This window comes from Moritella sp. 28 (assembly GCF_018219435.1).
Taxonomy (GTDB): domain Bacteria; phylum Pseudomonadota; class Gammaproteobacteria; order Enterobacterales; family Moritellaceae; genus Moritella.
In genome coordinates this window covers 4,256,183-4,275,644 of sequence record NZ_CP056121.1, presented here as the reverse complement: position 1 = coordinate 4,275,644, position 19,462 = coordinate 4,256,183, and the positions used below count along the sequence as shown (strand labels likewise).

Below are 19,462 nucleotides of genomic sequence, written 5' to 3'. Positions count from 1 at the left end.
ACTATAGGTGGAGCTTTGATAGCTGAGGTTGTGGTATTTAGGTCTACTTTGTATTTAAATTTAAGGCTAATTGGCACTCCAGACTTGTTGACCTGTCCGGCTGAAGTTATAACCACCGAGTTGATCTCCCTTAGCTTGGATCTTCATATCAGATAACGACTGTAGTAATTGCTGCTGCAAGGTACGGAAATAGATATTTTTGGGGATCACCAGTTCAAAAGCTTCGGTACTTAGCGGAATAAAACCTAAACCAAATTCGCCTGCAGTGCTTTGACTCGCGCAGCCCACATCCGCTTCTCCACGGGCAATGCAAGACGCTAGCTCTCGTTCACTGTGACAAGTTTCCGCTGCGGTAAGCATATCGACAGTGTAAGCATGATTATGCAACCATTCACCTAAGGCGCGCATACTGCCAGCCCCTTCTTGACGTAGTGCCCAGCGCCAACGTGAAGTTAGTAATTCTTGTAAATTTAATGAGCGAGAGTTCACTAAATCGGCTAGTTCTTTGTTAACCACTAAGCCTTGTTGACGCTCAAAGGCGTGGATCAGTACCCAGTTTTTATGCCCTGGATATTGCTGTAATAATGCAGGGTGACGTAAGCTTGCTTCTTCTGCATGTCCCCAGTGTATCGCACAAATATCCACATGGCCTTTACTGAGCATGGCTAAACCTTGGCGAGTGCCTGTTGAGGTATAACCAACCAGTGCGGTACTGCCAAGCTTTTGTGCCATCTTCCCCACGACCAGTTGCAAGAGTGGATCATCAGAACCTGCGATGAGTAAGCGGTCATTCAGTACGCCGTTATGACAAGACTCCAGTAGCCATTTATCCAACATTGCTTTGGGAAATAACCATTTACCCGTTACTTTCGTTGCAGGCAAATGGCCATCGTTAGCCAGTGTGTAGACCTTTTTTTCATTCAGGTCTAAATACTCAGCGACTTGCTTTACATTCATAAAAGCAGGGAAGTGTTCGCTCATGCACTTTTACCGATTAGTGTTGATGAGTGTTCTTGTGATGCTGTTTGTGCAAGCGCTTCTGCGTCAGGGCCTTTGACATCTAAAATTAGGTTTGCCATACCGTTATATACTTGAAAACGATTACCTTTGGCGCGAGCAACCATGGTAATACCCAGTTTTTTTGCTAAGTCGTAACCCATTTGTGTAGCACCGGATCGAGATAATAATACCGGGATCCCCATTTGCGCTACTTTAATCACCATCTCAGACGTGAGGCGGCCTGTAGTATAAAAGATCTTATCTTCACCTGTTTGACCTTTTAACCACATCTCCCCAGCCAAGGTATCAACTGCATTGTGACGGCCTACATCTTCGACAAACGATAAAATAGTGGTGTCTTTACACACTGCACAGCCATGTACTGCACCGGCCGCTTTATAAGTTGCGTTGTGGTGAGTTAATGCTTCTAACAAACCATAGAGTTTTGATTGACGTAATCTAGGTTGTGGCAGTGTGATACCTTCTAGTTTTTTCATTACATTGCCAAACATGGTGCCTTGACCACAGCCTGAAGTAACGGTTTTTTTCGATAACTTATCTTCTAAACCATCAGTATTTTCACGGGTGATCACGGCTGCAGAATTTGTATCCCAATCAATAATTACTGATTCAATCGCGGCAATGTCTTCAATGAAACCTTGGTTTTTTAAATATCCAAGCACGAGGTCGGCAGGTCGGGCTCCGAGCGTCATCACTGTTACGATTTCTACCCAGTTTAAGTAAATCGTTAACGGATGTTCACACGCGATCTCTTTGGTCATGGTATCGCCATATTCATCCATGATGTCGACGGTCATAGTGTGCTCAACTGAAGAGTTGGTTTTAATTATTTTTGGTAATTGCGGCATCGGAAGTCCTGCTGGTTTATATATCTATCAAGAGGTAAGCAAAGTTCATTCCAACTTATACCCTGCACCTTGAAGTAACTTGGGTATCACCATTTTATTTGTCACTTATCTTGAACTTGGTCTAAATTTTGCTGAGTAGGGTGCGTTATATAAGAAATTAAAAAATACTAAATAATTATAAAAATAGAATAAAGGAGCATGTGTGCAACAAATTGATGAACATAAGCGCTTAGAAAAAGACGAATCAAGTTGGCCAATCAGGTTTCGTCTTTGCTCTGAAGAAAAGCAAATTGGACGCTGGACGACGCTGTCTTGGTCTATTGATAATGTCGAATTATATGATCACAACCACACGCAAGACGATGCTAGCACTGGCACCTGTTATGAGCGTGTATTAACGTTATACCGCGATGAACGAACTGATTATCGTTTTAACCTCAGTTCACAAGACCCGCATTTGTTTATTGTTTGTGAAGAAAATAATGAGCAGCTATCGCCGTTACTTATCACTGTCGCGCAAAGTGTCGCAAGCAGTTACATGGATGGCGATTATCAAGTGTTACATATTCAAATGCCCTTACCAGTTCAGGCTTGGATGGAAGCATTCATTGGGCGTCATGGCGAACTGATTGAATTTAAAAAGAAACGTTATAAAGATAAAAAAGGACGTTCAAGTGGCAACTAACTTTTTTCAACGTTGGTCTAGCCGCTCTCTGACGGCTAAAGACAAAGCTTCAACAACGTTATCGGAAACGAATGAAGCCGTTGAAGAATTAACTGAATCTAAGCAATTTTCTGAGCCAGTTTATGATGCTAACGCAGAAATTAATCAAGCCGTTACGCTAGATAAAGTGACGAATGATGCGGTAGATAAGCAGAGCGATATTGCAGACAAGAGCAGTGATGACGTATTAACAATTGCAGATGCAGATAGTGTGACATTTGACAGCGGCGTCGTTTCATTTCTAAAGCAGGGGGTTGATAAATCAGTAAAAAAAGCGGCGCTCGCTAAATTGTTTCATTCAGATGAATTCAACTATATCAGTGATATGGACGATCATACTGAAGACTTTTCTAATATCCCTAAACTCGACGATAGTATCGCAAAACAGTTACGTGGTTGGGTTAAGACAGTATTAGAAGAACCTGAGCAAGTAGAAGAACCTGAGCAAGTAGAAGACCTCAGTATTGAACGAACAGAAGAAGCAGAAATGTCAGCTGTTGAAGATGAAACAGTTGAACCCGTCACGGAAGATTTCAAATTATCGCAAGGCTGCGATGAGCCACATCACAAAATTATTCAGCAAGGTGAGACATAAAGGGACTAATAACCCTTATTTTAATCGGGACAATTTGATACAGGCGTGATCATTTGTAGCGACAAAATGTCTCAGTTGGAAGTACATCAACTGTCCTTATCTGACTTTAGTTCTTTATAGGTCATTTTTTTCCGTTAAAAGTTGGTTCGGTTATTGCTCTATTAGCTACAGCATAAAGTACGGTAAAAACCGTACGGCAGAAAGAGCTTCGGGCACTAAACTCGCAGTTTAATCGGCACCAATTTTTGCGGTGACGAGTATACAGGAATAGCAATGTTAAAAAGTATTCTAGAAACATTTACAGATAGCAATGGTCAAGCACGCTTAAGTGCAATCGCTGGTACGGTTGAATTATCGAATTTGATCCCGCCAACGGTCTCTTACGAGAGCCGAGGGAATCTATTGATCATTGGTCCGCACGATACTATTACTACACTGGCCCCGCAATTTTCAACACTTAATTCAGTGACACTCCTTGCGACTTCGCAGGCAGCTGAAAACACGGCGAAAACAAGTAATGACATTAAGGTATTTTTTAGTAATGACGTAACAATAAAAGGTTACTTAGGCGCATTCGAAGTGAATTGCCGCGTAGCTGGTACATTACTTGATACCTATGTCAATCTAGCGGAAGTAACTATCGGTGGTGATAGCTTTGATTTAGTGGTTGATATGAGTGCCGAGAGCATTATCAACACCGAGATCCCTGCACCTGGTTATTACCCTGTCGGCAGTGGTAAAGCGGCGATTGCAGATGTGATTGAAACCTTACCTGACATGCTTGGTACGTTTGATAAGCCTAAGTATTTCCGTTTAAATAATGACATTTGTGCACATTCATCCCGTGGTGTGAGCGGCTGTACACGTTGTGTTGATGCGTGTCCAGCGGGTGCGTTATCAAGTAATGGCCATGCGATCGAGATTAACCCGTTCTTATGTCAGGGGGTTGGTACTTGTGCAACGGCTTGTCCGACAGAAGCGATCACGTATGCATTACCAGATCCAGAGAAAACCCAGAACTTCATTTATCGTTTGTTAAACAGTTATCAAATGGCGGGAGGTGTAAAGCCGACGATCTTATTCTTTGGTAACCGTGATGAAGAAAACGTTGCAGCGAAATTACCGTCATTACCATCGAATGTGATCCCGATTGCACTGGAAGAGTTAGCAACTGTGGGTGTCGATACATGGTTTAGCGCGCTGATTTATGGTGCGCATCAAGTACTGTTAGCAACGAATATTGCTTACATGCCTGCGACAATTGATCGCGTTTTAAAAGATGAGTTAGCCATCGCGAATAACTTCTTAACTGAACTTGGTTTTGAAGCAGATCGCATTTGCTTGTTTGAACTTAGCTCCGCGGCTGAATTTGTGGCGTTCCCTGCATCTTTGTTGCCTGTGGTAGATAACAAGATCGCAGTGATGGATAGCGGTGTATTAGCCGAGCAATTATCAGGGACTAAGCGTGAGAAATTGTTTAGTGCATTAGATAGATTGCATGCGCAAAGCACAGTTAGACCAACATTGTCTAGCGTACCTGAAAATGCACCTTACGGTAGTGTTGAATGTAAAACAGATGATTGCACGCTATGTATGGGGTGTGTGGCTGTATGCCCAACCCGTGCATTACATGCTGTTGGCGGACGCCCCGGTTTGCAGTTCAAAGAGCAAGATTGCGTGCAATGTGGCTTATGTGAAAAAGCTTGCCCAGAGCAAGTGATTAGTCTTAAACCGGGTGTTAACTGGGATGCTGAAAGCCGCCAAAACACCGTGATGATCCATGAAGAAGAGCCTGCTTGCTGTTTAAGTTGCGGTAAAGCATTTGCGCCAGCATCGATGATTCAAATGCTGACCGAGAAATTACAAGGTCATTCACAATTTCAGGGTGATGCTATTCGCCGTTTATCTATGTGTGAAGACTGTCGTGTACGCGATATTTTTTCTGACATGGCTGATGATCCAACAAGTCAGTTGCGAGTGTAAAACGAAATGATGGAAACACAAAACATGTCACAGCCAGTTGCTGAAGAAATAAGATTACGTATCGATATCTATAGTTTACTTGCTCATCTATTACGTAAGGCACCGGATGCTGACGTCATTGATTGGTTAGCGAATTTAGATGTGGATGCACCGAACGAACTCATTCAAACCACGGGAATGTCGGCAGCTTGGCCGTTATTAAAACTCGCGTCACAAAAGACCTTATTAACCGCGGTTGAAGATGAATACCAAGATTTGTTTATTGGTATTGGCCACGGTGAGATCGTGCCGTTTGGTTCTTGGTTCCTCACCGGGTCATTAATGGAAATGCCATTAGCGCATTTACGCCATGATTTGAAAAAGCTGGGTTTTCAACGCGATGAAGACGTGAAAGAACCGGAAGATCATATTGCTGCATTGCTCGAAGTCATGACGATGTTAGTCGCAGAAAGTAATCAAAAAGTACAAGCTGAATTTTTTAATCGTCATATAGATACCTGGTTTGAGCGTTTTTGCCAAGATTTAAAGGTGGCGAAAAACGCGGTGTTTTATAGCGCCGTCGCCGAGCTAGCTTTGCAATTTTTAAGTATTGAAAAAATACGTTTTATCGACGTAAAAAAATAATAACGATAGAGGAGCAAACTGGATGAGTAAACAAAATAAGCCGGATGAAAACCGCCGCCAATTGTTAAGAAATATTGGTTTAGGTGTCGCTGCAGGTGCGATTGCAACAGGTGTATCAACCTCTGTTAATGCATCTGTCGACACGCGAGAACAGAAAGATAAGCAGAAAAATACAAAAGGTTACCATGAAACTAAACACATTCGTGATTACTACGATTCTCTATAAGCGGAGCTCTAAATGAAATTAACTAAACGTTCCGATACGGTCAACAAGGACGAAAAACAACTGGGTATTTCGCGCCGTTCGTTTATGCGTAACTCTTCAATTGCTGCCGCTGGTGGTGCCGTCGGTGTTGGCATGTTCGCACCGGGCATGATGAAAAAAGCTGAAGCGAAATCTGTCGATCCAGAATCACCCGTTGAAATTAAACGTACGATTTGTTCTCACTGCTCTGTGGGCTGCGGTATTTATGCCGAAGTACAAGAAGGTGTATGGACTGGTCAAGAGCCTGCATTTGATCATCCGTTTAATGCGGGCGGTCACTGTGCAAAAGGTGCCGCGTTACGTGAACACGGGCATGGTGCGAAACGTCTTAAATATCCAATGAAACTGGTTAACGGTAAATGGATTAAAATGAGCTGGGAAACAGCACTTGAAGAAGTCAGCCAGCAAGTACTTAAGATCCGTGAAGAGTCCGGTCCTGATTCTGTTTACTGGTTAGGTTCAGCAAAGCATAACAATGAACAAGCGTATTTGTTTCGTAAAATGGTATCGATGTGGGGGACTAATAATGTCGATCACCAAGCTCGTATCTGTCACTCGACAACAGTAGCGGGTGTAGCAAATACCTGGGGTTATGGCGCGATGACTAACTCGCTAAATGACATGCATAATTGTAAATCAATTTTGTTTATCGGCTCAAACCCTGCTGAAGCGCATCCAGTCGCGATGCAGCATATCCTTATCGCAAAAGAAAAGAACAACTGTAAGATTGTTGTTGCTGATCCACGTCGTACCCGTACTGCTGCAAAAGCAGATCACTATGTGTCTTTACGTCCGGGTTCTGACGTTGCTTTCGTTTGGGGCGTGTTATATCACGTGTTCAAAAATGGTTGGGAAGATAAAGAATTCATTCACCAACGTGTTTACGGCATGGACGATGTACGTGCAGAAGTTGCAAAATGGACACCTGCTGAAGTAGAGCGTGTTTCTGGTGTATCAGAAGCGGATGTTTATGAAACGGCAAAACTGCTTTCTGAACACCGTCCAGGTTGTGTTGTTTGGTGCATGGGTGGGACGCAGCATACAACGGGTAACAATAATACGCGTGCATATTGCATCCTTGAACTTGCGCTTGGCAACATGGGTAAACCAGGCGGTGGTGCTAATATTTTCCGTGGTCACGATAACGTACAGGGTGCGACTGACTTTGGTGTATTAGCAGATAATTTACCGGGTTACTACGGTCTTTCTGAAGGTGCTTGGAAGCATTGGGCTGGCGTATGGGATGTTGATTATGAGTGGCTAAAAGGCCGCTTTGATCAAAATGCTTACCGTGGTAAAAAACCAATGAACCATGCCGGTATTCCGGTATCACGTTGGATTGATGGTGTATTAGAAAATAAAGACAATATCGAGCAAAACGATAATATTCGTGCCATGTTCTATTGGGGTCACGCGGTTAACTCACAAACTCGTGGACCAGAAATGCGCACAGCGATGGGCAAACTGGACATGATGGTTATTGTTGACCCGTATCCTGGTGTTGCAGCTGTGATGAACGGTCGTACTGATAATGTTTATTTGCTACCAGCGACGACGCAATTTGAAACAACAGGTTCTGTTACTGCAACAAACCGTTCAGTTCAATGGCGTGACCAAGTAATTGAACCATTATTCGAATCAAAGCCTGATCATGAGATCATGTATTTGCTAATGAAAAAATTAGGTTTAGCAGATCAATTATTTAAAAATATTGAAGTGAAGAACAACCAACCTGTTATCGAAGATATTACTCGTGAATACAATAAAGGTATGTGGACGATTGGCTACACAGGCCAAAGTCCTGAACGTCTAAAAGATCATCAGAAAAACTGGCATACGTTCCACAAAACGACTCTTGAAGCTGAAGGTGGTATTGCTAACGGTGAGACTTATGGTCTACCTTGGCCATGCTGGGGCACGCCAGAGATGAAACACCCAGGTACCCATATTCTTTATGATACATCGAAACCTGTTGCCCTAGGTGGCGGTAATTTCCGTGCACGCTTTGGTGTTGAGCGTAATGGCGAAAGCTTATTAGCAGTCGACAGTTATTCAAAAGATTGTGAGTTAGAAAGTGGTTTCCCAGAGTTCAGTGACAAACTACTTAAGCAACTTGGCTGGTGGGATGAACTGACTGCGGATGAAAAACTAAAAGCAGAGGGTAAAAACTGGAAAACCGACGTATCGGGTGGCATTCAACGTGTGGCGATTAAACACGGTTGTATCCCATTTGGTAATGCCAAAGCCCGTGCTGTGGTATGGACCTTCCCAGATGCAGTACCGCTTCATCGTGAACCGCTATATACACCGCGTCGTGACTTAGTGACTGACTATCCGACTTGGGATGACAGTGAAGCGATGTTCCGTCTGCCAACATTATACAAATCAATCCAAGATAAAGATGTATCAGGTGAATACCCGATTGTGCTTACTTCTGGCCGTTTGGTTGAGTATGAAGGCGGTGGTGATGAAACCCGGTCAAACCCATGGTTAGCTGAATTACAGCAAGAAATGTTTGTTGAAGTTAATCCAAAAGATGCTAACGATTTAGGTTTCAGAGATGGCGAAATGGTGTGGGTTGAAGGTGCTGAAAAAGGCCGTATTCACGTTAAAGCAATGGTTACACGTCGTGTTAAACCAGGTCTTGCCTTTATTCCGTTCCACTTTGGTGGTTATTTCCAAGGTGAAGATTTACGTGGCAATTACCCTGAAGGTTCAACCCCATATGTATCGGGCGAATCTGCAAACATTGCGACAACCTATGGTTATGACCCTGTGACACAAATGCAGGAAACGAAAGTAACCCTCTGTAAAATATCTAAAGCGTAAGGAGTCATTCAAATGGCTAGTATGAAATTTCTATGTGACTCTAAACGTTGTATTGAATGCAATGGTTGTGTAACCGCATGTAAGAACGAAAATGATGATGCACTTGAATGGGGTATCCAACGTCGCCGCGTCGTTACTCTGAATGATGGTGAGCCGGGTGAAAGCTCAATTTCAGTGGCATGTATGCATTGTAGTGATGCACCGTGTATGGCGGTTTGTCCTGCGGATTGTTTTGAGCGTACTGAAGATGGCATTGTGTTGCACGATAAAGACTTGTGTATCGGTTGTGGTTATTGCTTGTTTGCCTGCCCATTTGGCGCACCGCAATTTCCAAAACAAGATGCCTTTGCTGAACGTGGCAAGATGGATAAATGTACCTTCTGTGCAGGTGGACCGAATGTAGAAGACGGCTCTGAAGAAGAGAAGAAAAAGTACGGTGCCAACCGTATTGCAGAAGGTAAATTACCTATGTGTGCATCGCTTTGCTCAACTAAAGCCTTGCTTGCTGGTGATGCGGCGAAGATCTCTGATATTTACAGTGAACGTGTTGTTGCACGTGGCGCTAAAAATGCGGGTTGGGCAAGTACTGTCGACCTTGCTTATGATGCGAGTAAACCGCAAGAAAGCTAATGCGGGAAGGCTGGTTAATGTAAGTTAGCCAGCTGTCAGGACTTGGTTACGAACCTACAATGACTATTTTTTAATATAAATATAGGTTAGCTGTAATATAAACATAGACTGTTTGTTTAGTGATAATCAGGCATCTATTTAGCGCTGTGGTTTAAACACAGTGAGGAGATTTAATGACTAAGCGAATTCAACATTGGTTCACTTTGTTAGTGAGTGTATTAATGCTGAGCTTTACCTTGTCGGCATTTGCTAGTGAAACCGCGGATAACAATACAACCAGTGAACGCTTAGGTGAGTCAGCGGTGGAAGGTGAGCTTACCGGTTTTGCTGGCGCTGATTATTGGCGTGCAGTACGAGATGGGCAAGAGGGTTACACTACATCAAAATCAGCAGAGCACGGTATCTTAATTAGTTCATCTGGACAGGCGTGGTCGATTCTTAAAGAAAAGTGGATATCACCATTAGGTGCATTGGCGATATTGGGTTGTATTGGGTTAGTGATATTAGCTTATTTTACCATAGGTCCATTAAGATTAAGTAAGCAGCGAACGGGGCGTAAAATTAAGCGTTGGAGCCTCATAGATCGTACATTGCATTGGAGTATGGCGTTTACCTTCTTAAGTCTTGCGTTGACTGGGTTAACACTGGTATATGGTAAACATTTGATTAAGCCTATTATCCCTCGTGATATTTGGGCGATGATCATTTATGGCGCGAAACAGTACCATAACTATGTTAGTCCATTATTTGCTGTTTTACTGTTCACGGTCATGATCAAATGGTGGCGTAAGAGCTTATTTACCAAAGTGGATATTAATTGGTTTAAGAAAATGGGCGGCATGGCTGGCAAACATAAAGGGTCGCATCCATCAGCTGATTTTTCTAACGGTGGTGAAAAAGCGCTGTTTTGGTTACTGATATTTTGTGGTGTGTTTATTGTTTTTAGTGGCTTTATTCTCGACTTTCCGATCTTCGGACAAACTCGTCTTGATATGAAGTTATCTAACTTAGTTCATGTATTAGCATCACTGATGCTTATTTGTGGCTTTGTATTTCACATTTATGTCGGTCTAGTGGGTATTGAAGCGTCACTAGAAGGTATGGTGACGGGTGAAGTTGATGAAACATGGGCAAAAGAGCACCATGATATTTGGTATGAAAAAGTAAAAAACTTACCAGAGAATCAACCAAAAAGTGAATCATCATCAAAGTCAGATGATAAGTAATAAAAAGTAAGAGTGATCGTAAAATAAGAGTAAACGTGATGGGGGAATAGTGGCGTGATGTGAGCACGCCACTATTTTTTAATCCTATCTCGTTGCTAAAATAGGATTAAATGAGTTACGAGTACTAAACGCGACCTTGTAATGGGATCACGCGAACCGAATCTCCAATTTCTGCATTCGCCTGTTCAGGTAATATTTCAACTAAACAATTAGCTTCACTCATCGAACGCAAGATACCAGAGCCTTGTTGTCCGGTACTTTTCACGGTTAAACGACCATTAGCATCAAAATCAAAAATACCTCGGGTATACTCAGTACGATTAGGACGAGAGCGGAAACGTTCTGTAGCAACTGCATTGAATATTTGTGGCTGCCAACTTTCCATACCCTGTAGTTTACGGATAGCAGGTTCAACAAATTGTAAGAAGACCACCATCACTGCAACTGGATTACCCGGTAAGCCAAAAAACGGCGTGTCGTTAATTTGGCCAAATGCTAAGGGTCTACCTGGGCGCATATTGATACGCCAGAAGTTAATTTGTCCCAGCTTATCTAATACGGTTTTGATGTAATCTGCATCGCCAACAGATACGCCACCTGAGGACAAGATCAAGTCCGCTTGCTTGCTGCCTTGCTGTAAGGTAGCTTCTAATGCAGCTTCGCTGTCTTCAATAATGCCCAAGTCAATCACTTCACAGCCAGCGTGGCTTAACATCGCGTGCAAAGTGTAGCGATTGGAATCGTAAATACAGTTATTCTTTTGTGTCTCACCAGGATGCTGTACTTCATCACCCGTTGAGAAGATGGCGACACGTACAGGTTTTTTAACTGTCACTTGGTTAATGCCGAGTGAGGCTATCATGCCTAACTCTGGCGCGCTGATCTTGCTACCTGCGGCTACGGCTGTTTGGCCTAATGCTAAATCTTCGCCTGCTTGACGTACATTCTGACCAGTGTTAATTGCAGCCATACTCAGATCAAAGCGCACCGTGTTGTCGATTTGCTCAGCTTGTTCGCGCATGACGACTGTATCGGCACACTCTGGAACTGCAGCACCTGTCATGATCCGTACTGCTTGGCCTTTTTCAAGTGGCAAGTCGTAACTGTGTCCTGCCATTACGTGGTCGACAACGTTATAGCATTCACATTCTAAATCATCACCGCGGACTGCATAACCATCCATTGCTGAATTAGTGTGTTGAGGTACATTCACTGGTGAAAGTACGTCATGTGCGACAATTTGACCCAAAGCTGCTTTTAAATCAACAGTCTGTGATTGCTCAAGTGGTACAATATGACTAAGAATACGCTCACGACCTTCTGCGACAGACAGCATACCTTGTGGTGTTAGGTCGCCACACTGTAATCCCTGAGGTTGTTCAGGCTTTACAGCACCCACTTCGCCTTGAATAAAGCTGAGCACAAACTCGGTTATCTGCTCAAGATCGTTAATATTGAGCTCAGGTAATGGCGTTTTTTCTGCTAAAGGTGCTGGCGCAGATACATTCGCTGCGATTGCAATAATGTTATTGTCCGTTGGATGTAACCAAGGTTTACCGACTTCTGTGCGGTGTAATTCAATTTTAGGAAAATTCAGTTGTTTAAAACCTTCCACCAAAATTAGGTCAAGCTGAGTTCGATCTAACTGTGCGATCAAGTGCGGTAGCGTCGCTTCTTCATCCGGCGTTTCAGTCACTAATGCACGGCGACAACGGGATGAAATCAGCATCTGGTTAGCACCCGCTTTACGCAGGCGGTAGCTGTCTTTGCCTGGTTGGTCGATATCAAAATCATGATGCGCATGCTTAATCACGGCAACACGAATACCACGCGCAACTAACTTAGGCAGTATTGCCTCGAGCAGTGTTGTTTTGCCTGTACCGCTGAATGCAGCAAAGCCGAGTAAAGGGAGTGACGCGTGTATTTGATTCATAGATGTAGACTCATTGTTGTTGTTGACTCATTCTGTTTGTCCAAACTGATGTAATTCTGCTGGAGTATTTAAGTTTATAAAAGCGTTGGGCTGATCACTAAAGTCGACCGTGAGCATGTTACATTGACGGTATAATAGAATGATCTTGCGGTCACCGTTCGCTAAAAAGGCTTCTAATTTCGGCAAAATGCGACGGTGTAATAGCGTCACCACTGGCTGAATATGCTCACCATCATGGGCGACCACAATATCAGTGTTGGTTTCACAGGCTGCAGCCATACGGGCGACTAAATCGCTTGGTAGCTGTGGGCAATCACAGGGGACAAAACCAATCCATTCTGCATCGTTTAAATGTAAAATAGCAGCATGCATACCACCTAAAGGGCCCGGATAACCTTGTAGCTGATCGCCAAATACAGAGCCATACTGGCTATAAACGTCTTGATTTCGATTTGCGTTAATGGCGATCTTGCTGGTTTGTGGCGAAAGTGTATCGATGACATGCTCGATCATGGCTTTATCGGCTAATTTAACTAAACCTTTGTCATTACCGCCCATACGGCTGGCCTGTCCGCCCGCTAAAATTACCCAACTTGTTTGTTCCGCCGAAGGCATAAGTATCCTTATCTTTTTTGATGAGCTGTAGATCAGCTCGTTCGATTAGTTTGCTATTGCTAATGCACCATTGACGGCGACAAAGTGCGGTAAGTGCATTTTGCTGGTGGCTGGTGATCACTAAGGTTGAACCGCGATCGAGTAAATCTTTGGCTAGCATCACCTGGCGCTCAATGGATTCTGTATCCATGCTGGCACTGGATTCGTCCATTAATAGCACGCTAGGTTTGAGCACCCAAGCTCTTGCCATTGCTACACGTTGGCGTTCGCCACCCGATAACACCGAAATATGTTCATTAGCTAAAGTCTCTAACCCTATCATACGTAGTGCTGTTATCGCTTCACTTCGTTGTTCTTGGCGGCCTTTTCGGGTAAATTTTAATCCATAGCAAACGTTATCAAGTACGCTACCGTCAAACATGTAGGGTGTTTGGTGCATATAAATAACGCCATTTTTGGCGTTACTTTTAAATAAACGGCGAAACCAAGTATTGCACTGTAAGTTTACTTTACCCGTGGTAGGGCTTTGTAAACCAGATAATACTTTTAATAACGTGGTCTTACCGACGCCATTAGCACCAGTGAGATAAATGGCTTCTTGCGGACCGAACTTAAGATGAGGAATGTGAAATAGCAGACGATCTTTAAATCGAATCGAGATATCTTCTGCTTGAATAGTAATTTGCGACACGATCGATTCCTTAGTCTAATTGGTGCGCAAGTGGGCTTTACCACGAGCGAAGGATAATAAGAAATTAAGTCCTAGCGCAAGGATCAATAAGACCATACCTAGGGCAACACCTTGTGCAAACGCGCCTTTCGAGCTTTCTAATGCGATTGCCGTGGGAATATTTCGTGTTGAATTTAAAATATTACCGCCAACCATCATAGAGCAACCAACTTCAGTAATAATACGACTAAATGCAGCGATAATAGCGGCAAGGAGTGGGAAACGACATTCCCACATCAAACTTAATAATGCGCGGGGTAGACTTGCACCTAAGGTTAATGCCGTTTCCCAAGCACGGCGATCGCTGTTTTGAAACGCGGCGTGCATCATGGATACTAAAATCGGAAAACAAACCATCATTTGCCCCAAGATCATCGCCTTTTGGGTAAATAGCATTTGCCAATTACCGAGCGGACCTGCACGAGATAGCATCATGTAAAGTAATAAGCCAATCACTACCGTAGGGATGGATTGACAGGTATTGAATAATGATAGCAATAGCCAACGCCCTGGGAACTTCCCGTAGGCGAGAGCAAATGCGATCAATAATGCTGGTATTAATACCAATACAATCGCCAGTAAAGACACTGAAAATGACACACCGACAATTCCCCACAGTGCCATATTGCCGCTGAAGAGGAGTTGTACAGCTTGTTGGGTGGTTTGCCAAATATCCATTAAGTCTCTAGGTTTCTAATACGGTTATTAAGACTTGGCATTTGCAACAAATAATTGCTCGCCGCTACGTTTATAACTGTTGATCATGGCTTGTGCTTTTGGATTGACTAACCAATCACTGAATATCTTTGCGCCTCGGTAATTGATACTTGGATAGCGGCTCGGATTGACTAAAATCACTTGGTAAGGATTAAATAAACGCTTATCACCTTGTACAACAATCTTAAGGTCTAGTTTATTTTGGTAAGCTAACCAAGTACCACGGTCTGTTAATGTGTATGCTTGCAGCTCAGATGCCATGTTCAGCGTCGGTCCCATTCCTTGGCCAACTGCTTTATAGCCTCCAAAGTTTGGTTCCATTTTTGTTTGTGCCCACAGACCAAGTTCTTTCTTGTTGGTGCCTGAATCATCACCTCGAGAAATGAACGTTGCGTTGTAAGATGCGATACCAGCTAATGCTTTCACTACATCTTTGCCGGCATTGATTTTTGCTGGGTCAGCTTTTGGGCCAACAAGTACAAAATCGTTATACATAAGTTTACGTGGTAGTACACCGTAACCGGCATCGACAAATTTCGCTTCAGATTTTGCTGCGTGTGTCATGACCAAATCAACATCGCCATTTTGACCCATGCGCAGTGATTTACCCGTACCAGCTGCAAGTACGTCAACCGTATAACCAGTGTCTTTTTTGAATTCAGGTAACAAAAAATCAAGCAGTCCAGAATGATAAGTACTGGTTGTGGTGGCTAAGCGGATCTTCATATCGTCAGCGGCATTGACACCCGCAGCTGTTACAAGTGCGAATAAGGCAAGCGATGTTTGGATAAATTTCATCGGTTTTACAGTCATTAGGTCTTCCTGACGTTAAAGTTATTTATATAAGTTAGTTGAAAAGTCACCGTATTTCTCGTTATGTAGCAAATTAGATGCCAAATTAAAAATAAACCAGATAAAACACTGTAAATCCAAGTAAGCTGTTGATTTAAAAGGGTGGGTGATATTTGAATTCGATTTGGCGTAAATAAAGGCTTGAAACAGCTTTGACTTTGTTAGTCGATATGAGACAAAATGTCGCAACTCAAAAAATTACGGTAGTTATTTATATTTATGTCTGAATTTACTTCTTCTCCCTCTTGGGCTGCGGTCTCTGTACTTGTTGTTGATGATGAACCGGGTATGCGCGCGATCTTAAAGAAAGCGTTAAGCAAAAAATTTGCCCAAGTTGATACTGCTGGTAGCATCGAAGAAGCCGAAGAACTCCGTAAGCGCTGCCATTTCGATTTACTTATTGTTGATATTAATTTACCTGGGCGCTCTGGTATTGAGTGGCACGAAGCATTTGATCCACAAACGCGTCGTAGTGATGTGATCTTTATGACTGGCTATGCCGATTTAGATACTGCGATTAAAGCGTTACGGGCAGGCGCTTCAGACTTTATCTTAAAACCGTTCAACCTCGAACAAATGATGCAATCGGTAAGTCGCTGTATCGAACGTCGTTTAATAGAACGTCAGAACTTTGCGCTGCAACGTGATATAGAACGTACATTTCCTATCGATATTATCGGTGATGCTACTAAAACCTTATCAATGAAAAAGCTGATAACCCAGATTGCCCCATCTATGGCAGCTGTATTAATTGAAGGTGAATCGGGTACCGGTAAAGAATTAGTGGCGCGGGCTTTACATCAACTTAGTCTACGTAATGGTCCTTTTGTACCATTAAACTGTGGCTCGATTGCACCAGACCTATTAGAAAGTGAATTGTTTGGTCATATTCAAGGTGCGTTTACGGGCGCTAAAAAAAGCCGAGAAGGGCTATTTCGCGTTGCCAACGGCGGTACCTTATTCCTCGATGAGATTGGTGAAATGCCACTTGCCATGCAATCGTCGTTATTACGGGTATTAGAGCAAAAAGCGATTAGACCTGTTGGTGGTGAGCGTGAAATTCCCATTGACGTGCGCATTGTCGCAGCAACCAATCGTAATTTAAAAGTGGAAGTCGAAGCGGGGCGTTTTCGTCAGGACCTGTATTACCGTCTAAATGTATTAACGGTTGACTTACCACCCCTGCGTGATCGTGTTGAAGATATTCCTGCATTAGCACACCATTTTACACTAAAACTATCTAATGAATTAGGCATGAAGAGTGTTAGTTGGACACATGAAGATATACTTGCGATGCAAGCATATGATTGGCCCGGTAATATTCGCGAATTACGGAATATGATGGAACGTTGTATTTTGCTCGGCAAGCCGCCTGCGGAATATTGGCGAGAGCTGCAAGGTGATGCTACCCGCCTGCCAAGAGCGGCTATTACGCCATTTGACCAGATACGTATGGATGAAGCGAATCTAGAGAGTCCTTGTCGTTGCTCGTCTGAGGCCATCGGTGATGAAGAGCAATATTGTTATCCAACGACATGGACATTAAAAGAAGTAGAAAAAGCACATATCATGCAGGTAGTTGACTCTCACGAAGGGAATAAGTCAGCGGCTGCACGTAAGCTTGGCGTGGCACGTAAAACGCTAGAGCGTAAATATAAAGAATGGATTGATGAAGCCGCCTTATGAAAATGAAACAATTTATACTGTTATGGATTAAGCGTTTTAGAACCATGGTACGTTATCGTTTGCTGGTGCTTACATCGATGCCGATAGTGATCACGCTGTTTGCTTTATTTGCACTGACTATGTACTGGACAGTGACGTATACATGGCAAAACGCATTAATGAACGTGAAATCGGATCTGGCGGTTGCGCATAACAGTATAGAGTTATTGCAAAAAGAACAACGGATGAACTTGACGTCACTGTCTTCATCTTATGATTTCCAACATTTATTGCGCACAAATGAAAGCAAGTTACCAGAATGGGTTAAACGGCAAGCTGAAAATTACGCATTAGATTTTGTGGTATTACATCCTGTGTCAGCATTAGACTCGTTCCCGTTGGTGAATCAAGAGCTATTACTTACCGGAAAACCACAGACGTTTTTTCAAGTACTTAATCATGATGAATTGTTTGCATTAAATAGTACGTTGCCAGTGTCAGCTCAGATCCCGTTATTACGAGAACATAAATTGGAGTCTCGAGGGCTTATTAGCCGTAATTTGATCCCGATTTTTAATCGTGATAATCAACTCGAGTGGATTATTGATGGTGGTATATTACTGAATAATAGCACCCAACTTGTTGACCGTATTCGAGACCTTGTTTACAGCGATGGGACATTACCGCTAGACAGTATTGGAACGGTGACACTCTTTATGGATGATATCCGGGTAAGCACCAATGTCCCGCTTAATAGTGATCAGCTTAATGGTCGTGCAATTGGCACCCGCGTTTCTCTAGAAGTGCAACAGCAGGTACTTATTGCTGGAGATAACTGGGTTGGTCGGGCATTCGTTTACGATGATTGGTACATCTCCGCTTATGAACCGCTACGAGACTATAATGGTCATGTGATCGGTATGCTCTACACCGGTTATTTAGAGTGGCCATTATTGGAAACGTTTCTAACCAATATCGCTGAATTTAGCGTGGGTATTATCGCGGTATTGTTACTTTCTGGTGGCTTGGTATATCGTGGCGCACGGGACTTATTCAGGCCGATTGAAAAAATCCATAATGTGGTGAGAGTGGTACCGTTAGGGCTAAATCGTCGTATTGGTGATCTGGGGTTATGTAAGGATCATGAATTAGCGATTTTTGGTCAGCAATTTGATTCCATGTTAGATCAATTGCAACAGCGTAATGATTTAATTAAACGCGCTTCGCTGGAGCTTGAGGATAAGGTCCATAGCCGAACGCAGAGCTTACATGATAAAACTCAAGAGTTAGAGCAATACATTAAGTTACTAAATCAAACGCGCAGTAAGTTGGTGATGAGTGAAAAACTGGCAGCCCTTGGTGAGTTAACCGCAGGGATTGCCCACGAAATTAATAACCCTACTGCTGTGATTCTCGGCAATGTGGAACTATTACAACTCGAGCTCGGAGAAGACAGTCAACGAGTCACTGAAGAGCTTGAGGCGATACATGAGCAGATTGATCGTATCCGTAACATAACTCGGAGCTTATTGCAGTATAGCCGTCAAGGTGGGGTGCAAGATGAGATCACTTGGCAGCACTTAAATTTGATTGTAAAAGAGAGTTTAACTTTGGTTGGTTCAGGCACTAAATCTGCTGATGTACAGATTGAATCGCAACTTGATGCTAAATGTTGTGTGGAAGTGAACCGTCATCAACTTTTACAAGTATTAGTTAACCTGCAAATGAATGGTGTACATGCCATGGGTGACAAAGGGTTGTTGAAGATTAAAACTGAGGACTGGCATGATGATAACGGTAATATTATTGGTGCGGCGGTACATATTAGTGATCATGGGTGTGGTATCAGTGAAGACAATTTAGCGCGTATTTTTGACCCGTTTTTTACTACACGTCGTAGTGGTACAGGGTTAGGTTTATCTGTGAGCCAAAGTATTATTAGCGAAGTTGGCGGCAAGATCACGGTAAAATCTGATCTTGGCATCGGATCGACATTCTCTATTTATTTACACGAAAAAGCCGTCATTCATAATGATTTATTACTGCCTGTTGAGGTGTATTAGCACGGTGAGTTTATCTGTAATTGAAGAAGAATATAATTATTTTAGTTGTTTATCATCTTCGATTATAAAAACTGTCATGTTTTTGAAATATAAAATACATAATTGCTTGCTAGTTTATATCGGTCTTAAATAATGATTGAGTA

Annotated in this window: 17 protein-coding genes; 10 read left to right on the top strand and 7 right to left on the bottom strand. The window is 42.9% G+C overall.

The features are described 5' to 3' along the window. Positions 1 to 66 precede the first annotated feature (66 nt). Complete coding sequence (locus HWV02_RS18885) at positions 67 to 981, bottom strand: helix-turn-helix transcriptional regulator (protein WP_211672926.1); 915 nt, start codon at positions 979 to 981, stop codon at positions 67 to 69. Then, positions 978 to 1,868: a formate dehydrogenase accessory sulfurtransferase FdhD gene (locus HWV02_RS18880; protein ID WP_211689168.1), complete on the bottom strand. Its 891-nt coding sequence runs from the start codon at positions 1,866 to 1,868 to the stop codon at positions 978 to 980. Before HWV02_RS18880 ends, HWV02_RS18885 begins: the two co-directional genes overlap by 4 nt. Before the next feature lie 202 nt (positions 1,869 to 2,070). Between HWV02_RS18880 and HWV02_RS18875 the strand changes: the two genes are divergently transcribed. The 8 genes from HWV02_RS18875 to HWV02_RS18840 all read left to right on the top strand — a co-directional run bounded on the left by HWV02_RS18875 (position 2,071) and on the right by HWV02_RS18840 (position 10,744). Beyond that, entirely contained in the window at positions 2,071 to 2,553 is a 483-nt protein-coding gene (locus tag HWV02_RS18875) for a DUF3305 domain-containing protein (protein WP_211672924.1), read from the top strand. Continuing rightward, positions 2,543 to 3,187, top strand: coding sequence for a DUF3306 domain-containing protein (locus tag HWV02_RS18870; protein ID WP_211689167.1), 645 nt, complete (start codon positions 2,543 to 2,545; stop codon positions 3,185 to 3,187). The genes HWV02_RS18875 and HWV02_RS18870 overlap by 11 nt, the downstream gene beginning before the upstream one ends. 273 nt (positions 3,188 to 3,460) lie before the next feature. Beyond that, positions 3,461 to 5,170 carry a 4Fe-4S dicluster domain-containing protein gene (locus HWV02_RS18865; protein WP_211689166.1) on the top strand — a complete coding sequence of 570 codons (1,710 nt, stop codon included), beginning with the start codon at positions 3,461 to 3,463 and terminating at the stop codon, positions 5,168 to 5,170. Positions 5,171 to 5,194: 24 nt separating this feature from the next. Next, positions 5,195 to 5,794 (top strand): molecular chaperone, encoded by a 600-nt coding sequence (locus tag HWV02_RS18860; protein WP_255550545.1) that lies wholly within the window; start codon positions 5,195 to 5,197, stop codon positions 5,792 to 5,794. A 22-nt stretch (positions 5,795 to 5,816) separates the two neighbouring features. Continuing rightward, on the top strand, positions 5,817 to 6,020 hold the full coding sequence (locus HWV02_RS18855; protein WP_211677255.1) for a twin-arginine translocation signal domain-containing protein: 204 nt from the start codon (positions 5,817 to 5,819) through the stop codon (positions 6,018 to 6,020). 12 nt (positions 6,021 to 6,032) lie between these two features. After that, positions 6,033 to 8,888, top strand: coding sequence for a formate dehydrogenase subunit alpha (locus HWV02_RS18850; protein WP_211689165.1), 2,856 nt, complete (start codon positions 6,033 to 6,035; stop codon positions 8,886 to 8,888). Between the two features lie 12 nt (positions 8,889 to 8,900). Continuing rightward, positions 8,901 to 9,518, top strand: a complete 618-nt coding sequence (fdh3B, locus tag HWV02_RS18845) for a formate dehydrogenase FDH3 subunit beta (RefSeq protein WP_211689164.1) — start codon at positions 8,901 to 8,903, stop codon at positions 9,516 to 9,518. Between the two features lie 173 nt (positions 9,519 to 9,691). Continuing rightward, the gene (locus HWV02_RS18840; protein WP_211689163.1) at positions 9,692 to 10,744 is read left to right on the top strand and encodes a formate dehydrogenase subunit gamma; all 1,053 of its coding nucleotides are present in this window, start codon (positions 9,692 to 9,694) and stop codon (positions 10,742 to 10,744) included. 124 nt (positions 10,745 to 10,868) lie between these two features. Here the strand turns inward: HWV02_RS18840 and HWV02_RS18835 are convergent, their stop codons facing one another. The 5 genes from HWV02_RS18835 to HWV02_RS18815 are packed head-to-tail and all read right to left on the bottom strand — an operon-like array spanning position 10,869 to position 15,552. Further along, on the bottom strand, positions 10,869 to 12,677 hold the full coding sequence (locus tag HWV02_RS18835) for a bifunctional molybdopterin-guanine dinucleotide biosynthesis adaptor protein MobB/molybdopterin molybdotransferase MoeA (protein ID WP_211689162.1): 1,809 nt from the start codon (positions 12,675 to 12,677) through the stop codon (positions 10,869 to 10,871). 27 nt (positions 12,678 to 12,704) lie between these two features. After that, the gene (gene mobA / locus HWV02_RS18830) at positions 12,705 to 13,292 is read right to left on the bottom strand and encodes a molybdenum cofactor guanylyltransferase MobA (protein ID WP_211672916.1); all 588 of its coding nucleotides are present in this window, start codon (positions 13,290 to 13,292) and stop codon (positions 12,705 to 12,707) included. After that, positions 13,225 to 13,983, bottom strand: a complete 759-nt coding sequence (locus tag HWV02_RS18825; RefSeq protein WP_211689161.1) for an ATP-binding cassette domain-containing protein — start codon at positions 13,981 to 13,983, stop codon at positions 13,225 to 13,227. Before HWV02_RS18825 ends, mobA begins: the two co-directional genes overlap by 68 nt. A 15-nt stretch (positions 13,984 to 13,998) precedes the next feature. Continuing rightward, positions 13,999 to 14,700: an ABC transporter permease gene (locus HWV02_RS18820; RefSeq protein WP_211677247.1), complete on the bottom strand. Its 702-nt coding sequence runs from the start codon at positions 14,698 to 14,700 to the stop codon at positions 13,999 to 14,001. Positions 14,701 to 14,727: 27 nt separating this feature from the next. Then, on the bottom strand, positions 14,728 to 15,552 hold the full coding sequence (locus tag HWV02_RS18815; protein ID WP_211689160.1) for a substrate-binding domain-containing protein: 825 nt from the start codon (positions 15,550 to 15,552) through the stop codon (positions 14,728 to 14,730). Positions 15,553 to 15,810: 258 nt separating this feature from the next. On the opposite strand from HWV02_RS18815, the gene HWV02_RS18810 reads away from it, so the two are divergent. Beyond that, positions 15,811 to 17,277, top strand: a complete 1,467-nt coding sequence (locus tag HWV02_RS18810; RefSeq protein WP_211677243.1) for a sigma-54 dependent transcriptional regulator — start codon at positions 15,811 to 15,813, stop codon at positions 17,275 to 17,277. Beyond that, positions 17,274 to 19,319, top strand: coding sequence for a HAMP domain-containing sensor histidine kinase (locus tag HWV02_RS18805; protein WP_211689159.1), 2,046 nt, complete (start codon positions 17,274 to 17,276; stop codon positions 19,317 to 19,319). The genes HWV02_RS18810 and HWV02_RS18805 overlap by 4 nt, the downstream gene beginning before the upstream one ends. The last annotated feature ends 143 nt before the right edge of the window (positions 19,320 to 19,462 follow it).